This window comes from Luteimonas wenzhouensis (genome assembly GCF_007859305.1).
Lineage (GTDB): Bacteria > Pseudomonadota > Gammaproteobacteria > Xanthomonadales > Xanthomonadaceae > Luteimonas > Luteimonas wenzhouensis.
This window is the reverse complement of sequence record NZ_VOHE01000011.1, coordinates 31,696-54,821: the sequence shown is the minus strand read 5'-3', so window position 1 is coordinate 54,821 and position 23,126 is coordinate 31,696. Positions and strand designations below refer to the sequence as shown.

The 23,126-nt window shown below is 71.7% G+C and carries 20 protein-coding genes; 12 read left to right on the top strand and 8 right to left on the bottom strand.

The annotated features are described in order from the left end of the window. Positions 1-170: 170 nt before the first annotated feature. Positions 171-989, bottom strand: coding sequence for an SDR family oxidoreductase (locus tag FQY79_RS14675; protein ID WP_146313635.1), 819 nt, complete (start codon positions 987-989; stop codon positions 171-173). A 27-nt stretch (positions 990-1,016) separates the two neighbouring features. After that, complete coding sequence (locus tag FQY79_RS14670) at positions 1,017-1,679, bottom strand: protein kinase family protein (RefSeq protein ID WP_146313634.1); 663 nt, start codon at positions 1,677-1,679, stop codon at positions 1,017-1,019. A gap of 47 nt (positions 1,680-1,726) precedes the next feature. On the opposite strand from FQY79_RS14670, the gene FQY79_RS14665 reads away from it, so the two are divergent. After that, positions 1,727-3,736, top strand: a complete 2,010-nt coding sequence (locus FQY79_RS14665) for a bifunctional DedA family/phosphatase PAP2 family protein (protein ID WP_146313633.1) — start codon at positions 1,727-1,729, stop codon at positions 3,734-3,736. Here FQY79_RS14665 and FQY79_RS14660 read toward each other — a convergent pair. Beyond that, complete coding sequence (locus FQY79_RS14660; RefSeq protein ID WP_146313632.1) at positions 3,719-4,291, bottom strand: LON peptidase substrate-binding domain-containing protein; 573 nt, start codon at positions 4,289-4,291, stop codon at positions 3,719-3,721. The genes FQY79_RS14665 and FQY79_RS14660 overlap by 18 nt on opposite strands. Before the next feature lie 79 nt (positions 4,292-4,370). Beyond that, positions 4,371-5,750: a UDP-N-acetylmuramate:L-alanyl-gamma-D-glutamyl-meso-diaminopimelate ligase gene (mpl, locus tag FQY79_RS14655; RefSeq protein WP_281289336.1), complete on the bottom strand. Its 1,380-nt coding sequence runs from the start codon at positions 5,748-5,750 to the stop codon at positions 4,371-4,373. A 134-nt stretch (positions 5,751-5,884) separates the two neighbouring features. Between mpl and FQY79_RS14650 the strand changes: the two genes are divergently transcribed. Then, the gene (locus tag FQY79_RS14650) at positions 5,885-6,364 is read left to right on the top strand and encodes a DUF411 domain-containing protein (RefSeq protein WP_146313631.1); all 480 of its coding nucleotides are present in this window, start codon (positions 5,885-5,887) and stop codon (positions 6,362-6,364) included. 38 nt (positions 6,365-6,402) lie between these two features. On the opposite strand, the gene FQY79_RS14645 is transcribed toward FQY79_RS14650, so the two are convergent. Next, positions 6,403-6,981, bottom strand: coding sequence for an adenylate kinase (locus tag FQY79_RS14645; protein WP_146313630.1), 579 nt, complete (start codon positions 6,979-6,981; stop codon positions 6,403-6,405). A 128-nt stretch (positions 6,982-7,109) separates the two neighbouring features. On the opposite strand from FQY79_RS14645, the gene FQY79_RS14640 reads away from it, so the two are divergent. Continuing rightward, positions 7,110-8,366 carry a 6-phosphofructokinase gene (locus tag FQY79_RS14640; protein WP_146313629.1) on the top strand — a complete coding sequence of 419 codons (1,257 nt, stop codon included), beginning with the start codon at positions 7,110-7,112 and terminating at the stop codon, positions 8,364-8,366. Positions 8,367-8,478: 112 nt separating this feature from the next. Here FQY79_RS14640 and ilvD read toward each other — a convergent pair whose 3' ends face one another. Then, positions 8,479-10,317: a dihydroxy-acid dehydratase gene (ilvD, locus tag FQY79_RS14635; RefSeq protein ID WP_146313628.1), complete on the bottom strand. Its 1,839-nt coding sequence runs from the start codon at positions 10,315-10,317 to the stop codon at positions 8,479-8,481. 183 nt (positions 10,318-10,500) lie between these two features. On the opposite strand from ilvD, the gene ilvC reads away from it, so the two are divergent. The 8 genes from ilvC to gdhA all read left to right on the top strand — a co-directional run bounded on the left by ilvC (position 10,501) and on the right by gdhA (position 19,853). Next, positions 10,501-11,676 carry a ketol-acid reductoisomerase gene (gene ilvC, locus FQY79_RS14630; RefSeq protein ID WP_281289335.1) on the top strand — a complete coding sequence of 392 codons (1,176 nt, stop codon included), beginning with the start codon at positions 10,501-10,503 and terminating at the stop codon, positions 11,674-11,676. After that, positions 11,676-13,445, top strand: a complete 1,770-nt coding sequence (gene ilvG / locus FQY79_RS14625) for an acetolactate synthase 2 catalytic subunit (protein ID WP_146313626.1) — start codon at positions 11,676-11,678, stop codon at positions 13,443-13,445. The genes ilvC and ilvG overlap by 1 nt, the downstream gene beginning before the upstream one ends. After that, entirely contained in the window at positions 13,429-13,662 is a 234-nt protein-coding gene (locus tag FQY79_RS14620) for an ACT domain-containing protein (RefSeq protein WP_146313625.1), read from the top strand. Before ilvG ends, FQY79_RS14620 begins: the two co-directional genes overlap by 17 nt. A gap of 52 nt (positions 13,663-13,714) precedes the next feature. After that, positions 13,715-14,635 carry an aminotransferase class IV gene (locus FQY79_RS14615; protein ID WP_146313624.1) on the top strand — a complete coding sequence of 307 codons (921 nt, stop codon included), beginning with the start codon at positions 13,715-13,717 and terminating at the stop codon, positions 14,633-14,635. Beyond that, on the top strand, positions 14,635-15,747 hold the full coding sequence (locus FQY79_RS14610; protein WP_146313623.1) for a threonine dehydratase: 1,113 nt from the start codon (positions 14,635-14,637) through the stop codon (positions 15,745-15,747). The genes FQY79_RS14615 and FQY79_RS14610 overlap by 1 nt, the downstream gene beginning before the upstream one ends. Next, complete coding sequence (locus tag FQY79_RS14605) at positions 15,744-17,294, top strand: 2-isopropylmalate synthase (RefSeq protein ID WP_146313622.1); 1,551 nt, start codon at positions 15,744-15,746, stop codon at positions 17,292-17,294. The genes FQY79_RS14610 and FQY79_RS14605 overlap by 4 nt, the downstream gene beginning before the upstream one ends. Before the next feature lie 102 nt (positions 17,295-17,396). Then, a complete protein-coding gene (gene leuB / locus FQY79_RS14600; RefSeq protein ID WP_146313621.1) occupies positions 17,397-18,455 on the top strand; it encodes a 3-isopropylmalate dehydrogenase in 1,059 nt (352 codons plus the stop codon). Positions 18,456-18,512: 57 nt separating this feature from the next. Then, positions 18,513-19,853 (top strand): NADP-specific glutamate dehydrogenase, encoded by a 1,341-nt coding sequence (gene gdhA / locus FQY79_RS14595; protein ID WP_146313620.1) that lies wholly within the window; start codon positions 18,513-18,515, stop codon positions 19,851-19,853. Positions 19,854-20,051: 198 nt separating this feature from the next. Here gdhA and leuD read toward each other — a convergent pair whose 3' ends face one another. Next, complete coding sequence (gene leuD, locus FQY79_RS14590) at positions 20,052-20,699, bottom strand: 3-isopropylmalate dehydratase small subunit (RefSeq protein WP_146313619.1); 648 nt, start codon at positions 20,697-20,699, stop codon at positions 20,052-20,054. A 13-nt stretch (positions 20,700-20,712) separates the two neighbouring features. Continuing rightward, positions 20,713-22,140, bottom strand: coding sequence for a 3-isopropylmalate dehydratase large subunit (gene leuC, locus FQY79_RS14585; protein ID WP_146313618.1), 1,428 nt, complete (start codon positions 22,138-22,140; stop codon positions 20,713-20,715). 104 nt (positions 22,141-22,244) lie between these two features. Between leuC and FQY79_RS14580 the strand changes: the two genes are divergently transcribed. Further along, complete coding sequence (locus FQY79_RS14580) at positions 22,245-23,126, top strand: LysR family transcriptional regulator (RefSeq protein WP_146313617.1); 882 nt, start codon at positions 22,245-22,247, stop codon at positions 23,124-23,126.

The window sequence follows — 23,126 nt, the reverse complement described above, 5'->3', positions numbered from 1 at the left end:
CTCGCGAATGGGGCGGGGAGCCGCTCTACAAACGGGGTCAGTCAATGCTGCCCCAAGGAGCAAACGGCTTCCCCGGAAACCGATCCTGTCCGGCCAAATGCCGGACACCAGTAACGTACAAGGAGCGCGCGCGGCGTCGCGGCGGCCGGCGCGCGCAACGCAGCGTCGCCTCAGTCCAGGAACAGGTCGGGCAGCAGCGGCCCGGCGGGATCGACCGCGTAGCGCGACAGGTCGGTGATCCCGGCCTCGGCCAGAACCTCGTCGTCGACCAGGAAGCGGCCGGTGAAGCCGGCTGCCGGGCGCACCAGCACCGCATGCGCGGCGTCGGCCACGATCTCCGGCCGGCGGCCGTTGTCGGGGCTCACGCCCGGGATCATGTTCAGCGCGTCGGTGGCGATGAGCGTGCGCGGCCACAGCGCGTTGATCGCGATGCCGCGGTCGGCGAACTCGGCGGCGAGGCCGAGGGTGACGAAGCTCATGCCCATCTTGGCCAGGGTGTAGCCGGTGTGCGGCGCCCACCATTTCGGATCCAGCGAGGGCGGCGGCGCGAGGGTGAGGATGTGCGGGTTGGGCGCCTGCAGCAGGTGCGGCAGGCAGGCCTGGGCGCACAGGAAGGTGCCGCGGGCGTTGACCTGCTGCATCAGGTCGAAGCGCCTGATCGGCGTGTCGAGGGTGCCACGCAGCCAGATCGCGCTGGCGTTGTTGACCAGGATGTCGATGCCGCCGAAGGTTTCGACCGTCTTCGCCACCGCGGCCCGGACCTGTTCCTCCTCCCGGATGTCGCACCGCAGCGCCAGCGCGCGTCCGCCCGCGGCCTCCACCGCCTCGGCCGCGGTGTGGATGGTGCCGGGCAGCTTGGGGTTGGGCACCGCGGACTTGGCGGCGATGGCGACGTTGGCGCCGTCGCGCGCGGCGCGCAGCGCGATCGCCAGGCCGATGCCGCGCGAGGCGCCGGTGATGAACAGGGTCTTGCCGGAGAGCGTGCTCATGGATGCTCCACCTGGATGCGGGCGGCCTCAGGGCTTGGGCCCCTGGCCCTCATTGTCTTCCCATTTCAGGATCCGCCGGGTGACGAAGCGGTAGACCGGCTTGCCGGTGCGGAACCACAGGTCGCGCACCCAGGAATTGCGCCGCAACATGCGCTTCTCCACGGGGGTGAGCGCCTCGCGGCAGTACATCCGTTTGTGCTTGAGCAGGTGGCGCAGGTCTTCGCGGAACAGCAGCCGCATCCAGCGCGAGCGCGGATCGCCGCGGCTGGCGAGCTGGAAGTCGATCAGCGCCGGGCGCCCGTCCTCGAGCACGAGCCAGTTCGCCTCCTTGGCCAGGTCGTTGTGGGCCACGCCGCGCCGGTGCAGTTCCAGCAGCAGCCGCCGGGCGGCATGGAACCAGGCCACGTCGCCGCGCGGCGGGCGCTGGTACATCGCCGCGCCCGCCATGAAGCTGCGGTCGAGCCGCCGCCCGTCCCAGCCCAGCAGCTGCGGCACGTCGGCCATGCCGCGGATGCGCTCCAGCGCCAGCGCCTCGCGCCGGGCCAGCCACCAGGCCGGCAACCGCAGCCACCAGGGCACGTGGGCCAGGTCGCGGCGCACGAAGGTGTCCTCCGGCCCCTGCATCAGGGAGATGCGGCCGAAGCTGTCGGCCTTGAGGGCGCGGAGCTCGGTGGCGGCGTCGCGTTGCATGGCGACAGTGTAGGCGAGGGCCACGGCGCGGCTGTCATAATCCGCCGATGGACTCCGGCTGGTTCGACGCCACGCTCGCCTGGATCAGCGCGCACCCGATCGCGGCCGGCGGCCTCATCTTCCTGATCGCGTTCTGCGATTCGGTCGTCGTGCTCGGCATCCTGGTGCCGGCGCTGCCGCTGCTGTTCGGGATCGGCGCGCTGATCGGCCTGGGCCACATCGACGGCACCTACGCGATCACCTGCGCGGCCATCGGCGCGTTCCTGGGCGACGGCATCGGCTACTGGGTCGGCCACCGCTGGGGGCCGCAGCTGCGCGACCACTGGCCGTTCCGGCGCTATCCGCAGCTGCTCGACCGCGGCGAGCAGGTATTCCGGCGGCACGGGGCCAAGGGCATCCTGATCGCGCGCTTCGTGGGCGCGATCCGCGCCTTCGTGCCCGCCATCGCCGGCATGCTGCGGATGCCTCTGCGGCGCTACGTGCCGATGAGCCTGCTGGCCTGCTACCTGTGGGCCGGCCTGTTCCTTGCCCCCGGCTGGATCTTCGGCGCCTCCTACGACGCCGTGGCGGCGGTCGCCGACCGGCTGGTGATGGTGCTCGGGGTGCTGGCGCTGGTGCTGGGCCTGGCCTGGGCGGGCGTGCTCTACACCTACCGCTGGTTCGACCGCCACGCCAACCAGCTGCTGGCGCGGGCACTGGCCTGGACCCGGGCCCATCCGCGCATGGGCCGCTACGCCGCGGCCCTGATCGACCCCAAGCGCCCGGAGTCGGCTTCGCTCGCGATCCTGGCCGCCTGCCTGCTGGCGATCGGCTGGGCCTGGTTCGCGCTGCTGGTGACGGTGTGGATGCGCGACGAGCCGCTGGCCCTGGACCTGACGGTGTTCGGGCTGATGTACGAACTGCGCAACCCGCTGGCCGACCGGCTGATGGCCGGCCTGGCCTCGATCGGCGACTGGGAGGTGCTGTTGCCGGCCGCCGGACTGGCGCTGGCCTGGCTGCTGTGGCGCCGGCGCTGGAGCGCGGCCGCGCACTGGATGACCGCGCTGGCGTTCGGCCTGGTGCTGACCGCGGGGCTGTCGCACCTGGTGGAGATGCCGCTGCCGCCGACCGCGCCCAGCGGCTTCGGCTTCCCCTCGGTGTCGGTGACGATGACCACGATCACCTTCGGCTTCTTCGCGGTGCTGATCGCACGCGAGCTGCCCGGCCGCACCCGGGTGTGGCCGTACATGGTCTCGGGCCTGGTCGCGGCGCTGCTCGGGTTCGCCCGCCTGTACCTGGGCGCGCACTGGCTCAGCGACGTGGTCGGCGGAATGCTGCTGGGGATCGTGTGGCTGCTCGGCCTGGGCATCGCCTACCGGCGGCGGGTGGAACGCTCGTTCTGGATGCGGCCGCTGGCGGCGGTGTTCTACCTGAGCTTCGCCGCGGCCGCGCTGTGGCATGCGCCGCGCGCGGTCGACCCGCTGCTCGAACGCTTCCACGCGCCGCTGCCGGCCCTGGTGCTCGACGCCGCCGCGTGGTGGGAACGCGACTGGGCACGGCTGCCGGCGCAGCGGCGCGAGCGCGACGCCAGCCGGCGCTGGAGCCTGGAACTGCAGGTCGCCGGGCCGCTGGAGCCGCTGCGCGACCACCTCCTGGCGCAGGGCTGGGAGGTCCAGCCGCAGGCGGACTGGACCGCCACCCTGGGCCTGCTCGACGACGACCTCTCGCCAGGGCAGCAGCCGGTGCTGCCGGCGACGCTCGGCACCGAGGCCGAGGCGATGCTGCTGCGGCGGCCGGCCGGCGAGGGCCGCCTGCTGGCCCTGCGCCTGTGGCGGGCCCCGGCGCGGCTGGCCGACGGCACCGCGCTGTGGATCGGCGTCACCCAGACGCTCGAATACCAGCGCCCGCTGTCGGGCCTGTTCGGGATCTGGCTGCCGGCGGTGGACGACGACGCGGCCTACCTGGCGCTGCGCCAGGCGCTGTCGGGACTGGACGTCCGCGAGGCCCCGCACCCGCAGGGCGAGGTGCCGGTGCTGCGGCTGCGCACCGGCCAGGGCGGATCAGGACAGCAGCCGTAGCAGTTCGTCCAGGCGCCGCGCCGGATCGTCCTCCTCCAGCAGGCGCTGGCGCTGCCGTGGCTGCAGCGGCAGCAGTTCGGCCAGCCGCCATCCGACCCAGGCCGCCTCGTCGAAGCGCTCTTCGGGCGCCCGCGTGCCACCGTCGCCCACCTGCTCGAGGATCCTGCGCAGCACTTCGCCGAGCAGGGCGTGTTCCGGGCGCAGCCGGTCGGCCGGGTCGGGGGCGCGCCACGCCACCTGCGCCTCCACCAGTCCGTTGTCGCGCACGCGGGTGGAAAGCACGCCGAACCGCCGCTGGCCGCGCAGCCGCAGCTGCAGCAGTCCGTCCGGGCCGCCGCCGAAGTCCTCGATCACCGCCTCGGTCCCGCAGTCGACCGGCATCGCCGGGGCCCCGGCCTCGCGGCCCTGCGCGATCAGGCACACCCCGAACCCGCGACCGGTGCGGCCGCATTCGCGCACCAGGTCGAGGTAGCGCGGTTCGAACACACGCAGGTCCAGCGCACCGCCCGGGACCAGCACGGCGTGCAGGGGAAACAGCGGCAGGGTCTCGGGCATGGCTCGGATCCGGGGGCCTCGGGCCGATTCTCGCCCATTCCCGGCTCGCCCGTTTCCGTGCCGCGGCCTGCGTGCGCGGTCAGTCCCCCTGCAGCAGTCCCAGGAAGCGGTGCGGCGCGCCGTCGAAGCCGCCGTTGGACATGAACACCACATGGTCGCCTTCGCCGGCGGTCTCGCGCAGCACCGCGAGCAGCGCATCGGCGTCGGCGACGGCGCGCGCCCGGCCGCGCACCCGCGACACCACCTTCTGCGCGTCCCAGGGGAGTTCCGGACGGGCCAGGAACACCACGGCGTCGGCATCGTCCAGCGACGGCGCCAGCGCGTCGGCGTGCGCGCCCAGGCGCATGGAATTGCTGCGCGGCTCCATCGCCACCACGATCCGCGCCGCGCCCACCTTGGCCCGCAAGCCGGCCAGGGTGGTGGCGATCGCGGTCGGGTGGTGGGCGAAATCGTCGTACACGGTGATCCCGCGCGCCTGCCCGAGCAGCTCCATGCGCCGCTTCACGCCGCGAAACCGCGCCAACGCGGGCAGCACCGGGGCGACGTCCACGCCCGCCGCCGCGCAGGCGGCGATCGCGGCCAGGCCGTTGAGCACGTTGTGGTCGCCCAGCAGCGCCCACTCCACGGTGCCCAGCGCGCGACCGCGGTGCCGGACCTCGAACGCGCTGCCGTCCGCCTGGACCCGGCGCGCCTGCCACTCGAAGCCGGCGTCGAAGCCGAACCGCTCCACCGGGGTCCAGCAGCCCATCTCCAGCACTTCGCGCAGGCGCGCGTCGTGGCCGTTCACCACCAGCCGCCCGCTGCCTGGCACGGTCCGCACCAGATGGTGGAACTGGCGCTGGATCGCGGCCACGTCGGGGAAGATGTCGGCATGGTCGTACTCGAGGTTGTTCAGGATCGCGATCCGCGGCCGGTAGTGCACGAACTTGCTGCGCTTGTCGAAGAACGCGGTGTCGTATTCGTCCGCCTCGACCACGAACAGCGGGCGCCCGGCGCCGTCCCCCGCCGCGCCCAGGCGCGCGGACACGCCGAAGTCCTCGGCCACGCCACCGATCAGGAAGCCCGGCTCGCGTCCCGCGGCCTGCAGCAGGAAGGCCAGCAGGGTCGAGGTGGTGGTCTTGCCGTGGGTGCCCGCCACCGCCAGCACCTCGCGCCCGGGCAGGACCTGCTCGCGCAGCCATTCCGCGCCCGAGGTGTAGGCCCGGCCGCTGTCGAGCACCGCCTCCACCGCCGGGTTGCCGCGCGAGAGCGCGTTGCCGATCACCACGGTGTCGCAGTCGGCGCAGATGTGGTCCGGCAGGTACCCCTGCTTCAGGCCGATGCCCAGGCGCTCGAGCTGGGTGGACATCGGCGGATACACGGCCTGGTCGCTGCCTTCGACCTCGTGGCCGAGTTCGCGCGCCAGGGCGGCCACGCCGCCCATGAAGGTGCCGGCGATGCCGAGGATGTGGAGTTTCAATGCGGACCTGCGTGCGGCATGACAGCCGCGCACTTTACCCAATGCGGAGCGACGCGCGGCTGACGGGGATCAAGGCGCCCGCCGGGACTGCCCGCCAGACTCGTGCCATCGCAAAGCCCCCGGACGCTCCCCGCATGCCCCGTCTCCGACACGCCCTGGCCGCGCTGGCCCTGCTGCTGGGCGGCTGCACCGCCGCCGGATCCCCCGCCGGCCCGGCGGACGCGGCCGCCTCGCCGGCGGTCGTCGTGTACAAGCACGCCAGCTGCGGCTGCTGCGGCGTCTGGATCGAGCACCTGCGCGCGGCCGGCTTCGCCGTCGAGTCCCGCGACGTCGAGGACATGGCCGCGGTCAAGCAGGCCGCCGGGGTGCCGCCCGCCCTGGCCTCGTGCCACACCGCCCGGGTCGACGGCTACTTCATCGAAGGCCACGTGCCGGCCGGCGACATCACCCGGCTGTTGCGCGAACGCCCGCGTGCCCGCGGCCTGGCCGTGCCGGGGATGCCACTGGGATCGCCCGGGATGGAGCACCCCGACGGGATCGTCCAGCCCTACGCGGTGCACCTGGTGCCGGCCGACGGCCGCGACCGCATCTTCAGCCGCCATCCGGGGGACTGAGCGGCCGTGCGCACGGCGGCCCGGCCCGAAGGAACGGCTCAGCCGACCGCCTTCCCGGGGGAGATCGCCTCGATGATCCGCCCGAACACCTCGTCCAGCGTGCCCACGCCATCGACCACGGTCAGTTGGCCCTGCTGGCGGTAGAACTCGATCACCGGCGCGGTCTGGGCGTCGTACACCTCCAGGCGCTTGCGTACCGACTCGGGGTTGTCGTCGGCCCGGCCTTCGGCCTTGGCCCGGCCGGCCAGGCGCTCGATGATCTGCTCGTTGTCCACCGCCAGCTGCACCGCCGCGTCGAACTTCTGCCCGAGGTTGCCCAGCAGTTCGTCGAGCGCCGCGGCCTGGGCAAGGTTGCGCGGGTAACCATCGAGAATGAAGCCGGCCTTCGTGTCCTCGCGCGAGAAGCGCTCGCGCAGCATGCCCAGCAGGATGTCGTCGCTGACCAGCTCCCCGCGCTCCATGACTTCCTTCGCCTGCAGCCCCAGCGGGCTTCCCGCCGCCACTTCGGCCCGCAGCAGGTCGCCGGTGGAGATGTGCGGTACCCGCAGGTATTCCTTCAACCGCGCCGCCTGGGTTCCCTTGCCCGTGCCGGGCGCTCCCAACAGTACCAATCGCATCGACGAATCCCCACAGAACGAAGGCCGGAAGCGGCCGCCCGGCATTGCTACACTCGGCCGGCGCCGCGGATCAGCCGCCACTTTAAACCATCTCACCCCATCCACCGACTTCTTCCGGGAAGGTGCCCATGGCCCAAGGAACCCTGCTCTACTCCCAGTCCGGCGGCGTCACCGCCGTCATCAACGCCACCGCCTCCGGCGTCATCACCGAGGCCCGGTCCCGCGGGATCAAGGTGCTGGCCGCGCGCAACGGCATCCTCGGCGCGCTGCGCGAGGACCTGGTCGACACCTCGAAGGAGACCGCGACCGCCATCCGCGGCCTGGCCCACACCCCCGGCGGGGCGTTCGGCTCCTGCCGCTACAAGCTCAAGTCGGTGGAGGAGGACGCGGCGAAGTACGAACGGTTGCTGGACGTGTTCCGGGCACACGACGTGCGCTGGTTCCTCTACAACGGCGGCAACGATTCGGCCGACACCGCCAACAAGGTCTCGAAGCTGGCCGCCCGGTTCGGCTATCCGCTGACCTGCATCGGCGTGCCCAAGACCATCGACAACGACCTGGCGGTCACCGACTGCTGCCCGGGCTTCGGCTCGGCGGCAAAGTACACCGCGGTCTCGGTGCGCGAGGCGGCGCTGGACGTGGCGGCGATGGCCGAGACCTCGACCCGGGTCTTCATCTACGAGGCCATGGGCCGCCACGCCGGCTGGCTCGCCGCGGCCGCCGGGCTGGCCGGCAAGGGCCCGGACGAGGCGCCGCACCTGATCCTGTTCCCCGAGCGCCCCTACGACGAGGCCGATTTCCTGGCCAGGGTGCGCCAGGTGGTCGACCGGGTGGGCTGGTGCGTGGTGGTCGCCAGCGAGGGCATCCGCACCGCCGACGGGCGCTTCGTGGCCGACTCGGGCGGCGGCAAGGATTCCTTCGGCCATACCCAGCTCGGCGGCGTGGCCTCGTACCTGGCCGGCCGGGTCAAGGACCAGCTTGGACTGAAGGTGCACTGGACCCTGCCCGACTACCTGCAGCGCAGCGCCCGCCACCTGGCCTCCAGGACCGACGTCGACCAGGCCATCGCGGTGGGCCGCGCGGCGGTGAGGTTCGCACTCGAGGGCCGCAACGCGACCATGCCGGTGATCGTGCGCACCTCCGACCGGCCGTACCGCTGGAAGATCGGCAGCGCCCCGCTGCACAAGGTCGCCAACCACGAGAAGACCTTCCCGAAGTCCTTCATCCGCCGCGACGGCTACGGCATCAGCGACAAGGCGCGCACCTACCTGGAGCCGCTGATCCGGGGCGAGGCGCCGCCGCCCTACGGCAAGGACGGGATTCCCACCTACGTCACCCTGAAAAACGTGCCGGTGAAGAAGAAGCTGCCGGCCTGGGAAGGCTAGCCGCGACGCGCGCCGGGCGACGGGCCGCGCTGCGCGACCCGTCGGACCCGGCCGGGCCGTCGCCACCAGCGCGGCCCCGCCGTCGCCGGCGGCCCGCCGGCCCTCCTTCCGCTCAGTCCTGGAGCATCGCCAGGTTGCGGACCGCGCCCTTGTCGGCGCTGGTCGCCAGCAGCGCATAGGCCTTGAGCGCCGCGCTGACCCGCCGCTGCCGGGGTTGGGCGGGCTTCCAGCCGGCCGCGTCCTGGGCGGCGCGGCGCCGCGCGAGCTCGTCCTCGGCGACCAGCAGCTCGATCCTGCGCCCCGGGATGTCGATCCGGATCCGGTCGCCGTCGCGGACCAGGCCGATCGTGCCGCCGGCCGCCGCCTCCGGCGAGACGTGGCCGATCGACAGCCCCGAGGTGCCGCCGGAAAAGCGGCCGTCGGTCAGCAGCGCGCACTGCTTCCCCAGCCCCTTCGACTTCAGGTAGCTGGTCGGGTACAGCATCTCCTGCATGCCCGGGCCCCCACGCGGGCCCTCGTAGCGGATCACCACCACCTCGCCCGGCTGCACCTCGTCGCCGAGGATGCCCTGCACCGCCGCGTCCTGGCTCTCGTACACCCGCGCGGGGCCCTCGAACACGTGGATCGACTCGTCCACGCCGGCGGTCTTGACCACGCAGCCGTCGACCGCGACGTTGCCGCGCAGCACCGCCAGCCCGCCATCGCCCGAATAGGCATGCTCGACGCTGCGGATGCAGCCCGACGCGCGGTCGGTGTCGAGGCTGGGCCAGCGGGTGTCCTGGCTGAAGGCGACCTGGCTCGGGATGCCGGCCGGCCCGGCGCGGAAGAACCTGGCCACCGCCTCGTCGCGGTTGCGGGCCACGTCCCAGCGTTCGATCGCCTCGGCCAGGGTCGGCGTGTGCACGGTCGGCACGCCGGTATGGAGCAGGCCGCCGCGGGCGAGTTCGCCCAGGATCGCCATGATCCCGCCCGCCCGGTGCACGTCCTCGACGTGGTAGTCGGGCGTGTTCGGCGCCACCTTGCACAGCTGCGGCACGCGCCGCGACAGCCGGTCGATGTCGTCCAGGGTGAACGCCACCTCCGCTTCCCGGGCCGCGGCCAGCAGGTGCAGGATGGTGTTGGTGGAGCCGCCCATCGCGATGTCCAGCGCCATCGCGTTCTCGAACGCCTCGAACGTGGCGATGCCGCGCGGCAGCGCGGTCGCGTCGCCGGCGCCGTACCAGCGGTGCACCAGCTCGACCACGGTGCGGCCGGCGCGCAGGAACAGCTGCTCGCGGTCGGCGTGGGTCGCCAGCAGGGTACCGTTGCCCGGCAGCGCCAGGCCCAGGGCCTCGGTCAGGCAGTTCATCGAGTTGGCGGTGAACATGCCCGAGCACGAGCCGCAGGTCGGGCACGCGCTGCGCTCCACCGCCGCGACCTGTTCATCGCTCGCGTCCGGGTTCGCGGCCATCACCATGGCATCGATCAGGTCGAGCTTCTGACCGGCCAGCCGGGTCTTGCCCGCCTCCATCGGCCCGCCGGAGACGAACACCGTCGGAATGTTGAGCCGCAGCGCGGCCATCAGCATCCCCGGGGTGATCTTGTCGCAGTTGGAGATGCACACCAGCGCGTCGGCGCAGTGCGCGTTGGCCATGTACTCGACCGAGTCGGCGATGATCTCGCGGCTGGGCAGCGAATACAGCATGCCGTCGTGGCCCATCGCGATGCCGTCGTCGACGGCGATGGTGTGGAACTCCTTCGCCACCCCGCCGACGCGTTCGATCTCGCGCGCGACCAGCTGGCCCAGGTCCTTGAGGTGCACGTGGCCGGGCACGAACTGGGTGAAGGAGTTGGCGATCGCGACGATCGGCTTCTGGAAATCCGCGTCGCGCATGCCGGTGGCGCGCCAGAGGGCGCGGGCGCCGGCCATGTTGCGTCCGTGGGTGGAGGTTTTCGAGCGGTATTCGGGCATGGAACCAGGTGGGGGAATGACGCGCCGCGTCAAAGCCGCATTGTCGGCAGTTTTCTCCGTTACGGTTGCAACGATTTCCGGGGCAACCGAATCGCCGCACAGCCCCGCGCAGCGCGCGCTTGACAAGCGCTGAAACGGCGGTTTAGCTTGCGCCAATGCTGCATCGCCACACCACCGCCGTGAATGCCCTCGACGCCGCCGCCGCGTCGTCCATTCTCGTACTCGCCCTTATTACCTCGCCGACAGGTGCGGGTCGATCGGGCGCGTAAGAAAAAGGCGCCGAATCGCAGAACCCCGCACCGCAAGGGCGGGGTTTTTTGTTGCCCAGCCAGCCTTCAACCAACACACCGTCACCGCAAGAGAACCCAAATGACCCAGTCCACCCTTCCCAAGCCCAGCATCGCCATCGTCGGTTACGGCAGCCAGGGCCGCGCGCATGCGCTGAACCTGCGCGACTCGGGCTTCGACGTGACCGTCGGGCTGCGTCCGGGCGGCCCGACCGAGGCCAAGGCCCAGGCCGACGGCTTCACCGTCAAGACGCCCGCCGAGGCGGTGAAGGACGCCGACCTCGTGGCCGTGCTGACCCCCGACATGGTGCAGCGGAAGGTGTACGAGGAGGCGCTGGCGCCGAACATGAAGCAGGGCGCGTGCCTGCTGTTCGCGCACGGCCTGAACGTGCACTACGGGATGATCGCTCCGCGCGAGGACCTCGATGTCATCCTGGTCGCGCCCAAGGGCCCGGGCGCGCTGGTGCGCCGCGAGTACGAGATCGGGCGCGGCGTGCCCTGCATCTACGCCATCCACCAGGACAAGAGTGGCAACGCCAAGCAACTGGCCCTGGCCTACGCCGACGGCCTGGGCGGCGCCCGCGCCAACCTGATCGAGACCACCTTCAAGGAAGAGACCGAGACCGACCTGTTCGGCGAGCAGGCCGTGCTGTGCGGCGGCGCCTCGTCGCTGGTCCAGGCCGGCTTCGAGGTGCTGGTCGAGGCCGGCTACCAGCCGGAGATCGCCTACTACGAAGTGCTGCACGAGCTGAAGCTGATCGTCGACCTGTTCTACGAGGGAGGCATCACCCGCATGCTCGAGTTCGTGTCCGAGACCGCGCAGTACGGCGACTACGTCAGCGGCCCGCGCGTGATCGACGAGTCGGTCAAGCAGCGCATGCGCGAGGTGCTCAAGGACATCCAGGACGGCACCTTCACCAGGAACTGGGTGGCCGAGTACGAAGCCGGCCTGCCGAACTACAGGAAGTACAAGCAGGCCGACCTCGAGCACCAGATCGAGCAGGTCGGCAGGAAGCTGCGCGAGAAGATGGTGTGGCTGGACAACTCCAGGGACCAGAAAGAGGCCGCGTGATGAACGGTGCGCACTGGCTGGTGCAGGCACTCGAGGCCGAGGGCGTCGATACGCTCTTCGGCTACCCCGGCGGCACGATCATGCCGTTCTACGACGCGCTCCACGGCGCGTCGCTGAAGCATGTGCTGGTGCGCCACGAGCAGGGGGCGGCGTTCGCCGCCAACGGCTACGCGCGCGCCAGCGGGCGGGTCGGCGTCTGCGTCGCGACGTCCGGCCCGGGCGCGTCGAACCTGGTGACCGGCATCGCCGACGCCATGTTCGACTCGGTGCCGATGGTGGTCCTCACCGGCCAGGTGCCGACCTTCCTGATGGGCACCGACGCGTTCCAGGAGCTGGACGTGTTCGGCATGACCATGCCGATCGTCAAGCACAGCTTCCTGCCGCGCAGCGTCGACGACCTGCCGCGGATGTTCGCCGAGGCGTTCCGGATCGCCCGCAGCGGGCGCCCCGGGCCGGTGCTGATCGACCTGCCCAAGGACATCCAGCAGGCCGACGCCTCGCACCTGCCGGTGCACTCGCCGGTGCCGGTCGAGCCGGTCCCCGGTCCGCCCGACGCCGCGCTGCACGAGGCCGCCGCGCTGGTGTCCCAGTGCAAGAAGCCGGTGGTGTACGCCGGCGGCGGCGTGGTCCTGGGCGACGCGGTCGAGGCGTTCCGCGAGTTCGTCGACCTCACCGGCCTGCCCACCGTGCTGACCCTGCGCGGCCTGGGCGCACTGCCCGCCGGACATCCGAGCAACCTGGGCATGCTCGGCATGCACGGCAGCCGCGCCGCCAACATGGCGGTGCAGGAATGCGACCTGCTGTTCGTGGTTGGCGCCCGTTTCGACGACCGTGCCACAGGCAAGCTCGCGGAGTTCGCCCCGAACGCGCGCGTGGTCCACCTGGACGGCGACGGCTGCGAGATCGGCAAGCTGCGCCACGCCGACGTGTCGGTGCCCGGCGACCTGAACGAAAGCCTGTCGCGCCTGGCGGCGCCGCTGGCGGCGCAGATGGAGGGCCGGCACTCGGCCGCGCGCAAGGCCTGGCGCGACACCTGCATGGAGCGCAAGGCGCGCCACGCGGCACGCTACGACGCGCCCGGCGAGGCGGTGTACGCGCCCGCCCTGCTCAAGCGCCTGAGCGAACTGGCGCCACACGCGATCGTGTCGTGCGACGTCGGCCAGCACCAGATGTGGGTGGCCCAACACTGGCGCTTCCAGCATCCGCGCCAGCACCTGACCAGCGGCTCGCTGGGCGCGATGGGCTTCGGCCTGCCGGCGGCGATGGGCGCGCAGGCGGAGAACCCCGACGCGCTGGTGGTGTGCGTGAGCGGCGACGGCTCGTTCATGATGAACATCCAGGAGCTGGCGACGATCCGCCGCTACCGCCTGCCGGTGAAGATCGTGCTGCTGGACAACTCCGCGCTGGGCATGGTCCGCCAGTGGCAGGAGCTGTTCTTCGAGAAGCGCTATTCCGAGATCGACCTGTCCGACAACCCGGACTTCGCCGAGGTGGCGCGTGCTTTCGGCATCCAGGCCCTGCACGTGGACAAGGCCGCGCACGTCGAGGACGCGCTCAAGGCGCTGCTGGCCGCGGAAGGCCCGGCGCTGCTGCACGTGGCCATCGACACCGCCGCCAACGTCTGGCCGCTGGTGCCGCCCAACCACAACAACGCGCAGATGATGGACCCCGACGACGCCGGCACGCTGGACACCGGCGCACCGGCCACGACCCCGTCCGCGTCGACGCCGTCCGCCTCCCAGGAGCCCAACAATGCGCTATCAGCTTGAACTGACCCTGCGCCGTGCCGAAGGCGTGCTGGCGCGCGTGCTCGGCACCACCGAACGCCGCGGCTTCCGCCCGCTGGCGGTCGACGGCGCCGCCGACCCCGATGGCCACTGGACGTTGCGGATGACGGTCGAGGGCGAACGCTCCGACAGTTCGCTGCAGCAGCAGCTGGCCAAGCTCTACGACTGCGTCTCGGTATCGGTACAGCCCTGCCCGTAACGCGGACGCCCCGCACCAGGCCAGACCGCTGCCCCACCACCGGATACCGACCATGAGCGCTACCGTCACCTCCATCGCCGAAGCCCCGTCCCACCCGCAGGCCGCCACCGCCGTGGCGCTGGCCTGGTTCGACGGCGAACTCGTCCCTGCCGACGGCCTCCAGGCCGGGCTGACCACCCATGCCATGCACTACGGCAGCGGCGTGTTCGAAGGCATCCGCGCCTACGCCACCGACGACGGCGGCGCGGCCGTGTTCCGCCTGCCCGAGCACCTGGAGCGCATGCGCCGCGGCGCCGAGGCGTTCGGCCTGCCGTTCGACCCGGCCCAGGCCACCGGCGCGGTGCTCGCGACCCTGCGCGCCAACGGCCACCGCGATGCCTACATCCGTCCGCTGGCCTGGTTCGGCGAAGGCGGGTTCGGGCTCGACGTCGAGGGCCACGTGCCGCACATGATGGTCGCCACCACCGCCACCCAGGTGCACCTCAACGGCACCCGCGCGCGGCTGGGAGTCTCGAGCTGGCGCCGCAACCCGTCCGACTCGCTGCCGCCGCTGAAGCTGTGCGGCGCCTACGTCAACTCGATCCTGGCCAAGCGCGAGGCCAAGGCGCGCGGCTTCGACGAGGCCCTGTTCACCGACCGTGGCGGCCTGGTGGTCGAATGCACCGGCGCCAACGTGTTCATGGTCAAGGACGGCCGCGTCACTGCGGTCGCCCACGACGACGCGCTGGACGGCATCACCCGCGACACCCTGCTGCGCCTGTCCGGCGCGCAGGCCCGCCCGGTGCCGCTGGCCGAGCTGCTGGAGGCCGACGAGGTGTTCGCCTGCGGCACCGCCGCCGAGGTCGCGCCGGTGGCGCAGATCGAGGACCGGCGCTACGGCGACAACCCGGTCACGCGCGAGCTCGCCGAACTCTACGGCCGCGTGGTCCGCGGGCGCGAGCACGCCTGGCGCCACTGGCTGACGGAAGTCTGATGGATCCCGCCGTAGCCGCCGCCACCCAGGTGACCGCCAGCGACGTGCTGGCGGCCCAGGCCCGGCTGCGCAGGTACCTCGACGTCACCCCGACCCACTACGCCGAACGCTTCGGCACCTGGCTCAAGCTCGAGAACCTGCAGCGCACGGGGTCGTACAAGGTCCGCGGCGCGCTCAACGCGCTGCTGGCCGCGCGCGAACGCGGCGACGACCGCTACGTCATCACCGCCTCGGCCGGCAACCACGCCCAGGGCATGGCCTGGGCCGCGTACCGCCTCGGCATCCCGGCGATCACGGTGATGCCGCGCACCGCGCCCGACACCAAGGTCGCCGGCGTCGCCCACTGGGGCGCGACGGTGCGCCTGCACGGCGACACCTACGACGAGGCCAAGGCCTTCGCCAGGGAACTGGCGCAGCAGAACGGCTTTCGCCTGCTCTCGGCCTTCGATGACCCCGACGTGATCGCCGGCCAGGGCACGGTGGGCCTGGAGATCGCGGCGATGAACCCGGACGTGGTGCTGGTGCCGATCGGCGGCGGCGGCCTGGCGTCCGGCGTGGCCCTGGCGCTGAAGTCGCAGGGCGTGCGCATCGTCGGTGCCCAGGTCGAGGGCGTGGATGCCATGGCCCGGGCCCTGCGCGGCGACCGCGCTCCGGTCGAGCCGCGCCCCACCCTGGCCGACGGCGTGCGGGTCAAGGAGCCGGGCTACCTGACCGAACGCCTGCTGCGCGAACTGCTCGACGACGTGGTGATCGTGCGCGAGGCCGAGCTGCGCGAGACCCTGGTGCGGCTGGCGCTGGAGGAACACGTGATCGCCGAGGGCGCCGGCGCGCTGGCGCTGGCCGCCGGCAAGCGCGTGGCCGGGCGACGCAAGTGCGCGGTGGTCTCCGGCGGCAACCTCGACGCGGCGGTCCTGGCCACCCTGCTCTCGGAGGTCCGCCCGCGGCCGCCGCGCAAGCCGCGCCGGCGCGTGCGCGAGCGACTTCCCATGCCGGCGGCGAAGCAGTCCCCGCTTCCCGCCGGCCTGCTCCCCGACGACGCAACGCCCCGGCCGCGGACTTCAGCCGCGACGGGTAACATCGCAAAAGCACTTCCCGAGGAACTCCTCGCATGAACACCAATCCCGAGTTCGTACGCATCTTCGACACCACCCTGCGCGACGGCGAGCAGTCCCCGGGCTGCAGCATGACCCCGCAGCAGAAGGTAGTGATGGCGCGTGCGCTGGCCGAGCTGGGCGTCGACGTGATCGAAACCGGCTTCCCCGCCAGTTCGCAGTCCGACCGCGACGCTACCGCGCAGATCGCGCGCGAGCTGCGCGGGACCACCCTGGCGGTGCTCTCGCGCTGCCTGCCGGCTGACATCGAGGCCTCCGCGCGCGCGCTCGAGGGCGCCGCGAAGCCGCGCATCCACGTGTTCCTGTCCACCAGCCCGCTGCACCGCGAGCACAAGCTGCGGATGAGCAAGCAGCAGGTGATCGACTCGATCGCCACCCACGTCGCGCTCGCCCGGCGCTACGTCGACGACGTCGAGTTCTCGCCCGAGGACGGCACCCGCACCGAGGAGGACTTCCTGCACGAGGCGGTGGGCGTGGCGATCGCCGCCGGCGCCACCACGATCAACGTGCCCGACACCCTCGGCTATACCACGCCCGAAGAGATCCGCGGCCTGTTCGAGCGCATGATCGCCAACATCCCGGGCGCGAAGGACGTGGTCTTCAGCGCCCACTGCCACAACGACCTCGGCCTGGCGGTCGCCAACTCGCTGGCGGCGATGGAGGGCGGCGCGCGCCAGATCGAATGCACGATCAACGGCATCGGCGAGCGCGCCGGCAATGCCGCGCTCGAGGAGCTGGTGATGGCGCTGAAGGTGCGCAACGCCTTCTACAACATCGACAGCCGCGTCGACACCCGCCGCCTGGTCCCCACCTCGCAGCTGCTGCAGCGCCTGATCGGCATGCCGGTGCAGCGCAACAAGGCGATCGTGGGCGAGAACGCGTTCGCGCACGAGTCCGGCATCCACCAGCACGGCATGCTGCGCAACCGCAACACCTACGAGATCATGAACCCCTCCGACGTCGGCTGGCCCGACACCAAGATGGTGCTCGGCCGCCACAGCGGCCGCGCCGCGCTCGAGCACCGCCTGCGCGCGCTGGGCTACACCATGGAAGACGAACAGCTCGACCAGGTGTTCGCCCAGTTCAAGGCGCTGTGCGAGCAGCAGCGCGTGGTCGAGGACGACGACCTGGAGCGCCTGATCAACGGCGGCGTGACCGGCCAGGGCTTCCGCCTGTCCTCGATGACCATCAGCGACCGCGGCCAGCGCGCCAGCGCCCAGGTCGAGCTGTCCGACCCGGAAGGGCGCAAGGTGAGCGAGAGCGCGCTGGGCGACGGCCCGGTCGACGCGCTGTTCGCGGCGCTGGCCAACGCGACCGGGGTGAAGCTGTCCCTGGAAAGCTACAGCGTCCACAGCGTGGGCCTGGGCGCCGACGCCCAGGGCGAGGCTACGCTGAGCGTGCACCACGACGGGGTGGAGTACCAGGGCAGCGGCATCAGCCGCGACATCATCGAGGCCAGCGCGCTGGCCTGGCTGGACGTCGCCAACCGCATCCTGCGCCGCAACCCCGGCCGCACCCCGACGGCCGACGCCCGCGCGACCGCCTGAGCGGCGGATCCCACGCATCCGGCGGATGCGCGCCGCGCGTCCGCCGGCGCATGCGCGTCGGCCGGCAGTACCCGACTTCCCTCCACGCCAACCTTCGACTCCATGCAAGCTGACATCGTCGTACTGCCCGGGGACGGCATCGGCCCCGAGATCGTTTCCGCCACCGTGCCCGTCCTCGAGGCGGTGGCCCGGCGTTTCGGCCACCAGTTCCGGTTCGCCGAGCACGACATCGGCGGCATCGCCATCGACCGCCACGGCGAGCCGCTCCCGGCCGCCACCCTCGAGGCCGCGCGCAAGGCCGACGCGATCCTGCTCGGCGCCGTGGGCGGGCCGAAGTGGTCCGACCCCAACGCCACGGTGCGTCCCGAGCAGGGCCTGCTGGCGATCCGCAAGGCGCTGGGGCTGTTCGCCAACCTGCGTCCGGTGCGTCCGCACCCGGCCGCGCTGGGCGCCTCGCCGATCAAGTCCGAGCTGCTCGCAGGCGTGGACATCGTGGTCGTGCGCGAACTCACCGGCGGCATCTACTTCGGCGACAAGACCCGCAGCGACGCCGACGCTACCGACCTGTGCCGCTACACGGTCGCGGAGATCGAGCGCGTGGTGCGGGTGGCGGCGGAACTGGCCCGCCAGCGCCGCGGCCACCTGACCTCGGTCGACAAGGCCAACGTGCTCGAGACCTCGCGCCTGTGGCGCGACGTGGCCACGCGCGTGGTGCGCGACGAGTTCCCGGACGTGGCCCTCGAGCACCAGCTGGTCGACTCGATGGCCATGCACCTGCTGTCGAAGCCGCGCGCGTACGATGTGATCGTCACCGAGAACATGTTCGGCGACATCCTCACCGACGAGGCCTCGATGCTGGCCGGGTCGCTGGGCCTGCTCGCCTCGGCCTCGCTGGGCGCCGCCAGGGTCGGGATCTACGAGCCGATCCACGGCTCGGCGCCCGACATCGCCGGCCAGGGCGTCGCCAATCCCTACGCCACGATCTTGAGCGCGGCGATGATGCTGCGCCATTCGCTGGGCCTGGAGACGGAGGCCGCCGCGGTGGAGGCGGCGGTCCACGGCGCGCTGGACGCGAAGGTGTTCACCGCCGACCTGGCCGCGCAGGGGGCGGCCGTCGACACCGCGCGCGCCGCCGCCGCGGTGATCGAACGCCTGGCCTGACCCACCCGCCCGGCGCGCGGCCGCGCCGGGCGCCGACGAGACAACCAGGGGAGCAAGATGCCGCTTTCGAGGCAAGAGTTTCTCGCCCGCGTCGAGCAACGCGATCCCGGGCAGCCGGAGTTCCTGCAGGCGGTCAAGGAGGTCACGGCCAGCCTGTGGCCGTTCCTGGAGCGCCATCCCGACTACGCCCGCGACGGACTGATGGAGCGCCTGGTCGAGCCCGAGCGGGTGATCCAGTTCCGGGTGTGCTGGGTGGACGACCGCGGCCAGGTCCAGGTCAACCGCGCCTGGCGCGTGCAGCACAGTTCCGCGATCGGCCCGTACAAGGGCGGCATGCGCTTTCACCCGACGGTGAACCTGTCGATCCTCAAGTTCCTGGCCTTCGAGCAGACCTTCAAGAACGCGCTCACCACGCTGCCGATGGGCGGCGGCAAGGGCGGCGCCGACTTCGACCCCAAGGGCAAGAGCGAGGGCGAGGTCATGCGCTTCTGCCAGGCGCTGATGCTCGAACTGCACCGCCACCTCGGCCCCGACACCGACGTGCCGGCCGGCGACATCGGCGTGGGCGCGCGCGAGGTCGGCTACATGGCCGGGATGATGAAGAAGCTGTCGAACCGGGCGGGCTGCGTGTTCACCGGCAAGGCGCTGGCCTACGGCGGCAGCCTGATGCGCCCGGAGGCCACCGGCTACGGCACGGTCTACTTCGTCGAGCAGATGCTCAACCATGCCCGGCGGGGGACCCAGGGCGCGCGCGTGCTGATCTCGGGTGCGGGCAACGTCGCCCAGTACGCGGCGATCAAGGCCACCGACCTGGGCGGCAAGGTGCTGACCTTCAGCGACTCGGGCGGCACCCTGTATGCGCGCGACGGCTTCGACATGGAAGCCATCGACGAGGTGGTCCGGCTCAAGAACGAACGCCGCGGCCGGCTGGCCGAACTCGGCGACGATCCGCGCTTCGAGTACCTCCCCGGCAAGCGCCCGTGGCACATCCCGGCGGAGATCGCGCTGCCCTGCGCCACCCAGAACGAACTCGACGGCGACGACGCCCGCACCCTGGTGCGCAACGGCGTGATCTGCGTGGCCGAGGGCGCGAACATGCCCTCCACCCTGGAGGCGGTGGACGTGTTCCTCGAATCGGGCACGCTGTACGCGCCCGGCAAGGCGTCCAACGCCGGCGGCGTGGCCACCTCCGGCCTGGAGATGAGCCAGAACGCGCTGCGCCTGTCCTGGCACCACGCCGAGGTGGACGAGCGGCTGCATGCGATCATGAAGGACATCCACGGCAACTGCGTGCGCCATGGCCGGCGCAAGGACGGCAGCGTCAACTACGTCGACGGCGCCAACATCGCCGGCTTCGTCAAGGTGGCCGACGCGATCCTGGCCCAGGGCGTGTACTGACCGCGCCCAAGCGCCCGGACGCCAGCCCCGGCGGCGTCCGTTTCGTGCGGGCGGCATGGGCAGCGGCGTGCTGGTTCGCCGGCCGCGGGGTGAACAGCAGGTCCGGGTAGCCGTAGCTGAAACCGGCGAGCGGCGAGACCGTCCTGCGCACCGGGAAACGGCCGCGGCGATGCCCGGGCCGGGCATCGCCAGGGACGGTCAGCGGCCCGCCGCGAACAGCCAGGGCTGGGCCGTGCGGTGGCGGGCCTCGAACGCGAGGATCCTGTCGCGCTCCTGCAGCGTCAGGCCGATGTCGTCCAGGCCGTTGAGCAGGCAGTGCTTGCGGAAGGCGTCGACCTCGAAACGGTGCTGCGCCCCGTCCGGGCGCGTCACCGTCTGCGCCTCCAGGTCCACCGTCAGCGCATAGCCCTCGTTGGCCTCGCACTGCGCGAACAGCTCGTCGACCTCCGCCGCCTCGAGCACGATCGGCAGCAGGCCGTTCTTGAAGCTGTTGTTGTAGAAGATGTCGGCGAAGCTGGGGGCGATGATCGCGCGGAAGCCGTACTCGTCCAGTGCCCACGGCGCGTGCTCGCGCGAGGAGCCGCAGCCGAAGTTCTCGCGCGCCAGCAGCACGCTGGCGCCCTGGTAGCGCGGGAGGTTGAGCACGAAATCCGGGTTCAACGGCCGCTTGCTGCAGTCCTGTCCCGGTTCGCCGACGTCCAGGTAGCGCCATTCGTCGAACAGGTTCGGGCCGAAGCCGGTGCGCTTGATCGACTTGAGGAACTGCTTGGGGATGATCTGGTCGGTGTCGACGTTGGCGCGGTCCAGCGGGGCGACCAGGCCGGTATGGGTGGTGAAGGCTTTCATCGATGCGGTCTCCTCAGGCCTGGACCAGTTCGCGCACGTCGACGAAGTGGCCGGCCACCGCGGCGGCGGCGGCCATCGCCGGGCTGACCAGGTGGGTGCGGCCACCGGCGCCCTGGCGCCCCTCGAAGTTGCGGTTGGAAGTGGAGGCGCAGTGCTCGCCGCTGCCCAGCTTGTCCGGGTTCATGGCCAGGCACATCGAACAGCCCGGCTCGCGCCACTCGAAGCCGGCCTCGATGAACACCTTGTCCAGGCCCTCGGCCTCGGCCTGGGCCTTGACCAGGCCCGAGCCCGGCACGACCAGGGCCTGCTTGACGCTGGGCGCCACCTTGCGCCCGCGCGCCACCGCGGCGGCCGCGCGCAGGTCCTCGATGCGCGAATTGGTGCACGAACCGATGAACACGCGATCCAGGCGGATCGAGGTGATGGGCTGGTTGGGCTGGAGGCCCATGTACCTGAGGGCGCGCTCGATCGAATCCTTCTTCACCGGGTCGGGTTCGCGCGCCGGGTCGGGCACGGCCTCGTCCACCGCGACCACCATCTCCGGCGAGGTGCCCCAGCTGACCTGCGGCTTGATGTCCTCGGCGCGCAGCTCGACCACGGCGTCGAAATGCGCGTCCGGGTCGGAGACCAGGGTGCGCCAGAGCGCCACCGCCGCGTCCCACTGCTCGCCCCTGGGCGCGAACGGGCGCCCCTTTACGTACTCGATGGTCTTTTCGTCCACCGCCACCAGGCCCACGCGGGCGCCGGCCTCGATGGCCATGTTGCAGATCGTCATCCGCCCTTCCATGGACAGGTCGCGGATCGCGCTGCCGGCGAACTCGAGCGCATGGCCGTTGCCGCCGGCGGTGCCGATCCTGCCGATGATGGCCAGCACGATGTCCTTCGCGGTCACGCCCGGGCCCAGGGTCCCCTCGACCCGGACCTGCATGTTCTTCATTTTCTTGGCCACCAGGCACTGGGTGGCGAGCACGTGCTCGACCTCGGAGGTGCCGATGCCGTGGGCCAGGGCGCCGAATGCGCCGTGGGTGGAGGTGTGCGAGTCGCCGCAGACCACGGTCATGCCGGGCAGGGTCGCGCCCTGCTCGGGACCGATCACGTGGACGATGCCCTGGCGCGCGTCGTCCATCCGGAACTGGAGGATGCCGAAGTCCTCGCAATTCCGGTCCAGCGTCTGCACCTGCAGGCGCGACACCGGGTCGGCGATCGCCATCAGCCCGCCGGCGCGCTCGGCGCGGGTGGTGGGGACATTGTGGTCGGGCGTGGCGATGTTGGCGTCCACCCGCCACGGCTTTCGGCCAGCCAGGCGCAGGCCCTCGAAGGCCTGCGGCGAGGTGACCTCGTGGAGGATGTGGCGGTCGATGTAGATCAGCGAGGACCCGTCGTCGCGGCGCGTGACCTCGTGCATCTCCCACAGTTTGTCGTACAGCGTCTTGCCTGCCATCACCCGCTCCGCGGCACACCGGTGGATCGAAGGCCGATGCTAGGCACTTGCCATGAATAACTCAAATTCATATTTTTCATCCCTCCCATAACCAGGGCGACTTCATGGAGCTGGCCGGACTGGAGGCGTTCGTCGCGGTGGCCGAGAGCAACGGCTTCTCCGCCGCCGGGGAACGGCTGCGCCTGACCCAGCCCGCGGTGAGCAAGCGCATCGCCGCGCTCGAGCAGCACCTGGGACGGCGCCTGTTCGACCGGGTCGGGCGCGAAGTGGCGCTGACCGAGGCCGGGCGCGCGCTGCTGCCGCGGGCGCGGCGGATCCTGGCCGAGATGGACGACACCCGCCGCGCGCTGGGCAACCTCGACCAGGCGGTCGGCGGCCGGCTCACCCTCGCCACCAGCCACCACATCGGCCTGCATCGGCTGCCTCCGCTGCTGCGCGGCTTCATCCGCAGCCACCCCCAGGCCGCGGTCGACATCCGCTTCCTCGATTCCGAGCATGCCTGGTCGGAAGTGCTGCACGGGCGGCTGGAACTGGCGATCACCACCCTGGGCCCGGCCGCGCCGCCGCTGCACGCGGTGCCGGTGTGGGACGACCCGCTGGAGTTCGTGGTCGCGCCGGACCACCCGCTGGCCGCGCGCCGCCGCGCCAGCCTGCGCGACCTGGCCGCGCATCCGGCGGTGCTGCCCGATCCGAGCACTTTCACCCATCGGATCGTGGCCGAACGTTTCGCCGCCGACGGGCTGTCGGTGCGCCTGCACATGACCACCAACGCGATGGAGACGCTGAAGATGCTGGCCGGCGTGGGCCTGGCCTGGAGCGTGCTGCCGCACACCATGCTCGACGATTCAACCGTGGTGCTGCGCGTGCCGGGCGTGCGACTGCGGCGCCGCCTCGGCTATGTCACCCATGGCGGCCGCACGCTGTCGAACGCGGCGCGGGCGTTCATGGCCCTGCTGGATGCGGCGGCGAAGCCGGGCACGTCCTGA

Excerpts from the sequence above, each read along its gene's own strand:
- FQY79_RS14610 (WP_146313623.1), top strand. The coding sequence starts at position 14,635 with ATGGATCCCGCCGTAGCCGCCGCCACCCAGGTGACCGCCAGCGACGTG.
- leuC (WP_146313618.1), bottom strand. The coding sequence starts at position 22,140 with ATGGCAGGCAAGACGCTGTACGACAAACTGTGGGAGATGCACGAGGTC.
- FQY79_RS14620 (WP_146313625.1), top strand. The coding sequence starts at position 13,429 with ATGCGCTATCAGCTTGAACTGACCCTGCGCCGTGCCGAAGGCGTGCTG.
- FQY79_RS14665 (WP_146313633.1), top strand. The coding sequence starts at position 1,727 with ATGGACTCCGGCTGGTTCGACGCCACGCTCGCCTGGATCAGCGCGCAC.
- leuD (WP_146313619.1), bottom strand. The coding sequence starts at position 20,699 with ATGAAAGCCTTCACCACCCATACCGGCCTGGTCGCCCCGCTGGACCGC.
- FQY79_RS14615 (WP_146313624.1), top strand. The coding sequence starts at position 13,715 with ATGAGCGCTACCGTCACCTCCATCGCCGAAGCCCCGTCCCACCCGCAG.
- gdhA (WP_146313620.1), top strand. The coding sequence starts at position 18,513 with ATGCCGCTTTCGAGGCAAGAGTTTCTCGCCCGCGTCGAGCAACGCGAT.
- ilvC (WP_281289335.1), top strand. The coding sequence starts at position 10,501 with ATGCCCTCGACGCCGCCGCCGCGTCGTCCATTCTCGTACTCGCCCTTA.
- ilvG (WP_146313626.1), top strand. The coding sequence starts at position 11,676 with ATGAACGGTGCGCACTGGCTGGTGCAGGCACTCGAGGCCGAGGGCGTC.
- FQY79_RS14670 (WP_146313634.1), bottom strand. The coding sequence starts at position 1,679 with ATGCAACGCGACGCCGCCACCGAGCTCCGCGCCCTCAAGGCCGACAGC.
- FQY79_RS14645 (WP_146313630.1), bottom strand. The coding sequence starts at position 6,981 with ATGCGATTGGTACTGTTGGGAGCGCCCGGCACGGGCAAGGGAACCCAG.
- FQY79_RS14605 (WP_146313622.1), top strand. The coding sequence starts at position 15,744 with ATGAACACCAATCCCGAGTTCGTACGCATCTTCGACACCACCCTGCGC.
- FQY79_RS14650 (WP_146313631.1), top strand. The coding sequence starts at position 5,885 with ATGCCCCGTCTCCGACACGCCCTGGCCGCGCTGGCCCTGCTGCTGGGC.
- FQY79_RS14580 (WP_146313617.1), top strand. The coding sequence starts at position 22,245 with ATGGAGCTGGCCGGACTGGAGGCGTTCGTCGCGGTGGCCGAGAGCAAC.
- FQY79_RS14640 (WP_146313629.1), top strand. The coding sequence starts at position 7,110 with ATGGCCCAAGGAACCCTGCTCTACTCCCAGTCCGGCGGCGTCACCGCC.
- ilvD (WP_146313628.1), bottom strand. The coding sequence starts at position 10,317 with ATGCCCGAATACCGCTCGAAAACCTCCACCCACGGACGCAACATGGCC.
- FQY79_RS14675 (WP_146313635.1), bottom strand. The coding sequence starts at position 989 with ATGAGCACGCTCTCCGGCAAGACCCTGTTCATCACCGGCGCCTCGCGC.
- leuB (WP_146313621.1), top strand. The coding sequence starts at position 17,397 with ATGCAAGCTGACATCGTCGTACTGCCCGGGGACGGCATCGGCCCCGAG.
- FQY79_RS14660 (WP_146313632.1), bottom strand. The coding sequence starts at position 4,291 with ATGCCCGAGACCCTGCCGCTGTTTCCCCTGCACGCCGTGCTGGTCCCG.